Annotated in this window: 8 protein-coding genes and 1 pseudogene; 6 read left to right on the top strand and 3 right to left on the bottom strand. The window is 58.8% G+C overall.

All coding sequences use genetic code 11. From position 1 onward, the window contains the following. Window positions 1-454 precede the first annotated feature (454 nt). Window positions 455-664, top strand: a pseudogene (locus BOSE62_RS16970) (IS3 family transposase); the annotation flags it as partial. On the opposite strand, the gene BOSE62_RS16965 reads toward BOSE62_RS16970, so the two are convergent. The 3 genes from BOSE62_RS16965 to BOSE62_RS16955 form a co-directional block, all read right to left on the bottom strand. Continuing rightward, window positions 614-904 (bottom strand): hypothetical protein, encoded by a 291-nt coding sequence (locus BOSE62_RS16965; protein ID WP_145955438.1) that lies wholly within the window; start codon window positions 902-904, stop codon window positions 614-616. The pseudogene BOSE62_RS16970 and the gene BOSE62_RS16965 overlap by 51 nt on opposite strands. Before the next feature lie 70 nt (window positions 905-974). Next, window positions 975-1,301, bottom strand: a complete 327-nt coding sequence (locus BOSE62_RS16960; protein ID WP_089134619.1) for a 2Fe-2S iron-sulfur cluster-binding protein — start codon at window positions 1,299-1,301, stop codon at window positions 975-977. 30 nt (window positions 1,302-1,331) lie between these two features. Continuing rightward, entirely contained in the window at window positions 1,332-2,594 is a 1,263-nt protein-coding gene (locus tag BOSE62_RS16955; protein WP_159647812.1) for a cytochrome P450, read from the bottom strand. Between the two features lie 182 nt (window positions 2,595-2,776). On the opposite strand from BOSE62_RS16955, the gene BOSE62_RS16950 reads away from it, so the two are divergent. From BOSE62_RS16950 to BOSE62_RS16930, 5 genes are read left to right on the top strand one after another with little or no spacing between them, the layout of a single operon-like run. Then, window positions 2,777-3,517, top strand: a complete 741-nt coding sequence (locus BOSE62_RS16950) for a FadR/GntR family transcriptional regulator (RefSeq protein ID WP_089132090.1) — start codon at window positions 2,777-2,779, stop codon at window positions 3,515-3,517. A 55-nt stretch (window positions 3,518-3,572) separates the two neighbouring features. Next, window positions 3,573-4,715 (top strand): NAD(P)H-dependent flavin oxidoreductase, encoded by a 1,143-nt coding sequence (locus BOSE62_RS16945; protein WP_089132089.1) that lies wholly within the window; start codon window positions 3,573-3,575, stop codon window positions 4,713-4,715. 20 nt (window positions 4,716-4,735) lie between these two features. Continuing rightward, complete coding sequence (locus tag BOSE62_RS16940) at window positions 4,736-5,515, top strand: ubiquinone biosynthesis protein COQ4 (protein ID WP_236554123.1); 780 nt, start codon at window positions 4,736-4,738, stop codon at window positions 5,513-5,515. Further along, window positions 5,512-6,702 (top strand): thiolase C-terminal domain-containing protein, encoded by a 1,191-nt coding sequence (locus BOSE62_RS16935; protein ID WP_089132088.1) that lies wholly within the window; start codon window positions 5,512-5,514, stop codon window positions 6,700-6,702. The genes BOSE62_RS16940 and BOSE62_RS16935 overlap by 4 nt, the downstream gene beginning before the upstream one ends. After that, window positions 6,699-7,175, top strand: a complete 477-nt coding sequence (locus BOSE62_RS16930; RefSeq protein WP_089132087.1) for a Zn-ribbon domain-containing OB-fold protein — start codon at window positions 6,699-6,701, stop codon at window positions 7,173-7,175. The genes BOSE62_RS16935 and BOSE62_RS16930 overlap by 4 nt, the downstream gene beginning before the upstream one ends. Window positions 7,176-7,178: the final 3 nt, after the last annotated feature.

Here is a 7,178-nt window from a genome sequence, read left to right as displayed (position 1 = left end):
TTTTCTGAGTTTCGAATCCTCTCGTCCCGGCCAGTTTTCAGCCATTTTTTCAAAATGCTGAATTCTTATATCACCGCTGTAAGTGCAATGTAAGTGCGGATATTCTCTTTTTGTTCTCATCGCACCCTATGGATTTCACGCTCATTCTAGAACATGGTCAAAAAGATCAACCAAATAGGTTCAATTGAAAACAATTTCAATTGAGCGATCTTGGCATGACAAATCAGGCTTTCCTATACTATTTTCAGAAAGTGGCAGTCGCACGTCAGGCTTGAACGACCTGCTGGTCGATCACACCACATGGGGATGAGCCGTCAATTCCGCGCCCTTCCATGCGATTAGGGTCACCAAAAGACAGGAACGGCGTTGTGGCTAGGCCCTTGTCGCGGATCACCTCGATCGCACGAACCTCTGAAATACAGCTTGATCCGACTTCTGCATAGTTTGAATTGGAAACGGTAAGGGCAACTGCTACGACAATGCCTCGGCGGAGACATTCTTCAAAACGATCAAGGCGGAGCTGATCTGGCGGCAAAGCTGGCCAACACGCCGTCAGGCTGAGGCTGCCATCTTCCAATACATCAACGGGTTCTACAACACCCGAAGGCGCCACTCATATCTGGGCGGCATAAGCCCCTTGGCTTTCGAAGCTAAGGTGGCATAATGAAAGACAAGCGACCGGAACCAAACCGTTACAAGTCCAGTTGGGCGTGCCCAGCCCCGAGCACCGATATGACTCACGCCATTTTGTATGGAGAGGCGTTTCGTTTGTCGGAATTTTCAGGCCTGCTAGCAAGTTGGCCTTAAGTTCTTCCGGGAAGTTTTCGGCAAGGAATTCGCGTACTTCTGTCCGAAACGCGTCGTCGTCCGCGTGGGTGTTCTCTTTCAGCTGGGTCGCCATCATGGTCTCCATCTGAGGATCAGGGTTGCTTCTCCATCGATTGGGCGAGGATTGCGAGACCTATCTCGATGGATCAATATTGCTGTTCGGGCACGTGAAGCACTAGGCCATCCAGCATCGGCTTCATCGGAATCTGGCACGCGAGGCGGCTGTATTCTGTAGTGCCTTCGGCGAACTGCAGCAGCTCGGCTTCCATCCCGTCTTCGTGCAGCCGACCGACCTTGTCGATCCATTCGGGGTCGACATGGACGTGACAGGTCGCGCAGGCGCAAACGCCTCCGCAATCGCCGTCGATACCCGGCACGTCGTTGAACAATGCCGCTTCGCGCGCGGTTTCGCCTTTGTCGATCTCGACTTCCCGGCGCTCTCCGCCGCTCGCGACGAACGTTACCTTTACCATTTCTATCTCCGCAATATTTGGTTCGGACAATCAGCGGGCATGCAAACGCACCGGCAGATTGGTGATTCCCCGCACCAGATTTGAATACAGGCGCTCAGGCTCGCCTGTCACTTCGACCCTTGAGAAACGCTTGTGAATCTCTTCCCAGATGATACGCAGTTGCAGTTCGGCGAGGCGGTTGCCCATGCAGCGATGAATTCCATAGCCAAAAGAGAGGTGATGGCGCGGATTTTTGCGGTCGATAATGAATTCGTCCGCTCGGTCGATGACGCTGCCGTCGCGGTTGCCGGAGAGATACCACATCACGACCTTGTCGCCCTTTTTAATCTGTTTGCCGCCGATCTCCCAATCCTGGAGCGCAGTGCGGCGCATATGGGTCAGCGGCGTCTGCCACCGGATGATTTCCGGCACCATGCTGCCAATGAGCGAAGGGTCGTCCGACAGCCTGCGATATTGATCGGGGTTCTCATTAAGAGCCAGCACGCCTCCGCTGATCGAATTGCGGGTCGTGTCGTTGCCGCCCACGATGAGCAGCAGAAGGTTACCCAGAAATTCCAGGAAGGGCATGTCCCTTGTCGCCGGGGAGTGCGCCATAATGGAGATCAGGTCGTTCTTTGGCTCCTCATTGATGCGCTGTTCCCACAGTCCCTTGAAATACATTGCGCACTCGATGAGCTCTTCGCGCCTCGCCTCGTAGGATTCGACGATGCCAGTTTCCGGCGCAGCCGTTGTGATGTCCGACCAGCGGGTGAGCTTGCGCCGTTCTTCCCAGGGAAAGTCGAACAGCGTCGCGAGCGTCATAGTGGTCAATTCGATCGAAACCTTGTCGACCCAGTCAATCTCCTCACCGACCGGCAGGTCGTCGAGAATCTTGGCGGCACGTTGGCGAATGATCGGTTCCAGCAGCTGCAAGTTGGACGGCGCGACCGAGGGCGTCACAGCCTTTCGCTGCTGATCGTGCTTGGGTGGATCCATGGCAATGAACATTTCCAGGTCAAGCGCACCCTCAACCGAATGCATGTCCTGAATCGCGATACCGCCAAGCTTCGCCTCGGACGAGAACACCTTGTGGTTGGTATCGACCGCCATGATGTCGTCGAACTTGGTGATCGACCAATAAGGGCCGACATAGCTGTCGCGGCAGTAATGAACCGGATCTTCCTTGCGCAGCCGGTCAAAGAACAATCCGATGGTATCGTTCTGGAACAGGCTTGGCCGGGCAACGTCGATCTCTACAATCGGAATCGCGGCGATCTTGTCTGCAGTATCCATTTCCATGATCTGGGTATTCATATCCTGTCTTCCTCTCCCGCAAGCAATCCTGCCCTAATCTTACAAAAATAATGGTCTAGCCGATTTTTGTCAAGAAAGCTTATAATATTTTCTACTTTTTACCCCGCCCTATCGTTTCAAGGCCATTGACAGCGGGCATTGAACGCTTTTAAATGTTATACGACTTTAGCCAAGGGGCAACGATGCAGCCGCAGGTCGAAACAGTGAAGAAAACCAAGCGCGCCTTATCGCTCGCCCAGAACATCGTGCGCGACATCGAGGCGGGGGCGCATTCTCCTGGGGACCGGCTGCCGCACGAGGACGAGATGCTGGCGCGCTACGAGGTTGCCCGTGCGACCTTGCGCGAAGCCTTGCGCTTCCTGGAACTCCAGGGCGTGATCCACCTGCAACTGGGGCGCGGAGGCGGGCCGGTGGTGGCACGCCCGCAGACTGGTGATTTCGCCAATAGCCTGTCGCTGATCCTGCATTTCATGGAAGCGGACCTGCGCGGATTGCTGGAACTGCGCGAGGCGATTGCGCCCGATGTCGCTGCCTATGCCGCGCTGCGCGCGACCACGGGCGACCTGAGTGCACTTGCCGATTGCTTCAAAGAACTGGAGCGCAATGAAGCCGACAATAATTTCGAGGAACTGAACCGCCGTTTTCACGACCTGCTTGGCTGGGCAAGCGGCAATCCGCTCTTTGGCTTGCTAACCTCGACGATGCATTTGCTGACCCGCGAATTCTCGAACTCGCTGGGGTATTCGGCACAAGAGCGAGCGGTCCAACTACGATTTTTGCGCCGCGTTCTCGAATCGGTGCGCACTGGCGACCAGGCAGCTGCACGGCAGGCGATGAGCCGCCTCGTCTCGGGCTCGGCATCCTATCTTGCGGAACGCAGCCCGGAACTGGTGTCCCAACGGGTCAAATGGGGGCAAATTTAGCAGTTGTAACCAATTGAAGCGTGCCAAAAGGCATCCATGCGGAGAGGAAGAGAAAATGGCACTGAGAAGCCGAATTTGTGAAATGCTGGGAATCGAATATCCGATCCTGCTGGCCGGCATGGGCGGTGCAAGCGTTCCGGCGCTGGCCGCGGCAGTATCGAATGCGGGCGGGTTGGGCGTGCTGGGTGCGGCGGCGTGTTCGCCTGAACAGCTGCGCGACTGGATTCGTCAGACCCGCGAGCTGACCGACAAGCCCTTCGGCGTCGATACGCTGCTGCCCGCCTCGGTCACGCGCGGATCCGCACCGCAGAGCGGTGGCGCACCCGAAAATCCGATGGAACTGCTGGGCGAATACCAGCAGTTCACCCGCGATTTCATGGACCGCGAAGGCCTTCCTCAAGTTGATACTGAGGCGGCCATGCGGGCGGCTGGCGCCGCCGAAATGGGGAAAGGCGGGCCTCAGCTCTTCTCGAAGGAGTTCTTTGAAGCGCAGATGGAAGTGGTGATCGAGGAAAAAGTGTCCGTCTATGCTGCGGGTCTTGGCAGTCCCGAACCGTGGATGGACCGCCTGCATGCCAATGGCACCAAGGTCATGGCGGTGATCGGCAAGGTTAAACATGCCGAGCAAGTGGTCGGTTCGGGCATCGACATGATTGTGGCGCAGGGTCACGATGGTGGCGGTCACAATTCGCCGATCGGCACCATCTCGCTCATCCCGCAAGTGGTCGATGCGGTAGGCGATCGCGTTCCCGTCATCGGTGCCGGCGGCATTTCGGATGGCCGCGGCGTTGCTGCCGCGATGATGCTTGGCGCCGAGGGCGCATGGATCGGAACGGCGTTCCTCGCGACCGAGGAAGCGGGTATCGAACACTTCCAGAAAGAAGCGATCACCGAAAGCGGCGAGGACGACACGGTGGTCAGCCGATCGCTTACCGGCAAGCCTGCGCGCATGATTCGCAACAGATGGGCCGATGCATGGGCTGCAGCCGACAAAGAGCCCCTCCCCATGCCGTACCAATCGATGATTTCCGGGCCGGTAATGGCCTCCGGCATCAAGGCGGAGCGAAAAGACGTTATTCCCGGTTTCGCAGGTCAGGGGATCGGACTGATCGACGCGATCCGTCCCGCCTCCGAGGTCATGCAGGATCTCGTCACGGGGGCCGAAGAGGCGCTTTCATCCGCCAAGTCCTACTCGTGAACCGCAACGGAGGTATTGTCGTGAATGATGCACCAAACCTGCCGCAAGGGCACGAATTGCGCCGCGGCATTCGCCCTGGAGAAGCCTTGTCGGCAATGCGCCAGCTGATAGCGGACAAGGAAGACACTTCGCAGGTATTTCGCATCGTCCAGGCGCTATCGGGCAATTCCTACTACCGCAACTTCCGCCGCTTCGCCGCCTCGCCGCAAGGGCAGACGATCCTGACGGAACGGGCCGATTTGCTCGGCACGCTCAGCGACCGGGAGCGCCTGGCGCGCTGCGCGCCGGGGACGCTTGGCCGCGCTTATCTCGATTTCGTCTATGGCGAGGGACTGACCGCTCAGGGCCTGGCCGAGGCGAGCGAGGCAAGCGGCATGACAGAATTCAGCGATCCTGCGGTCACGCGCTATCGCCAACGTCTGCGCGATTCGCACGATCTGTTCCATGTGGTGACCGGTTATGGCCGCGATGCATTGGGCGAATTGTGCGTACTCTCTTTTGGCAATGCACAATTCTACAATCACGGCATCACCTTCATCGTTGCGGTCGGTGTCCCCAAACTGCTGGCGGAGCAATGGCAGCTCCCCGTCGCGCGCGCCGCGTTTGAGGCGTGGCGACTGGGTCGCAAGGCAGCGGACCTGACCACGTTCTATTGGGAAAGGTACCTCGATCGCCCGCTTGAGGAAGTGCGCCGCGATCTGAACCTCCAGCCCCCGGCAGTATATGTAGGCGTGCGTGATCTTTCACAGCGACTGGAGCGTGAGTTTCAGGCGCGCCGGCAAGGCGAGCTGCAGGCATGAACGGTCCCGCCGCCCTAAGCTTCAGCGACAGGTCCGCTATCACTGGCGTTGGCGAAACCGCTTTCGTCAAAGGCACCGAACGCACCGCAGTGGACATGATGCTGGAAGCATCGCGCCGCGCCATCGCGGATGCCGGGCTGAAACCTTCCGATATCGATGGCATGGTGCCGCCGCCGATCTATACGACGTCAGAGGAAATGGCCGCCAATCTGGGTATCGATGTGCTGCGCTATGCCGCCACAGTGCATATGGGCGGGGCCAGCCCGACTACGGCGCTGCAAAACGCGGCAATGGCGATCGCAAGCGGCCTGTGCGACCATGTGCTCATAACGCTGGGCTGGAACGGATATTCGGCGCTCAGGCCCAAGCCAGGTGCGCCGCCGACGCGGCCGATGAACATGAACACGCTGACCAACACGGTCAAAGGCTATTACAGTCCCTATGGCGTGTTTTTGCCGGTGCAAATGTATGCCTGGCTCGCGACCCGCCATTCAAAGCTTTACGGCGTCGGGCCTGACGCAATGGCGGCCGTCGCGCTGGCCTGCCGCCGCCATGCGCAGATGAATCCGCAGGCCTTTACCTATGGGCGCGAGCTGGACGCGGAAACCTATCACTCGGCGCGGTTGATTTCCGAACCTTTCCGCCTTTACGATTGCTGCCTGGAAACCGACGGAGCCTGCGCAGTCGTCGTCTCGCGGATGGACCGGGCAAAAGACATGCCGCATGTCCCCATCAGCATTGCGGGCGCAGCCGAGGGACATCCCTATCCGGCCGACGACATCCCTTCCCGGCCCGATCCGTTCAAAATCGGCCTCAGCTATGCCGCCCCGCGCGCCTTCGACATGGCGGGCGTTCGCCGCGAGGACATGGATTTCCTGCAGATCTACGACTGCTTTACCTATGTCGTCCTGCTACAGCTCGAAGCGCTGGGTTATTACGAGCCGGGCGGACAGGGTGAATTTGTCGCCGACGGGCAGATCGAGCTGGGCGGGCGCTATCCAGTCAACACCCATGGCGGCCTGCTGAGCGAAGCGCATGTCTGGGGCCTCAACCACGTGGTCGAAGCGGTGCGTCAACTGCGCCACGATTGCGGCGAACGCCAGGTCGAAGGCGCGCAGACCGGACTGGTCACCGGCTGGGGCGACTTGGGCGATGGCAGTATCGCTATCCTGAGGAGGTTTGCATGAGCGACGAGAAGGATCTTCCGCCCAAAATGCGTGCCTCGGCGCAGAAGGTGCCGCCAAAGCCGCAACCGCGCCCGCAGGATCCGGTGGAACAGGAATTCTGGAACCGTTGCCAGGACGGCAATCTCTATTTCCAGCGCTGCGGCGAATGTGGCACCTTCCGCCACCTGCCACGCTACATGTGCGCAAAATGCGGCTCGCCCGACTTTTCTTGGGAGCAAAGCAGCGGAAAAGGTACGCTGTTTTCCTGGACGGTCACACATCAGGCTCTGCACCCTGCCTTTGCCGCTGACATTCCGTTTGTCTCGGCGGTGGTGGAACTGGAAGAAGGCGTCCGCATGGCCACGCGCCTGATCGATTGCGACCGCGACAAGCTAGAACTGGACCTTCCGGTAACGCTCGATTTCGAACTGATCGGCGCGGATTTCCGCCTGCCGGTTTTCCGCCCCGATACGAACCTGCCCCACGAAGGATAAGCA

It is taken from the genome of Sphingorhabdus sp. 109, from assembly GCF_902506555.1.
Taxonomy (GTDB): domain Bacteria; phylum Pseudomonadota; class Alphaproteobacteria; order Sphingomonadales; family Sphingomonadaceae; genus Parasphingorhabdus.
Note: the sequence above shows the minus strand (reverse complement) of the source record. Positions and strands in the feature narration are given on the sequence as shown.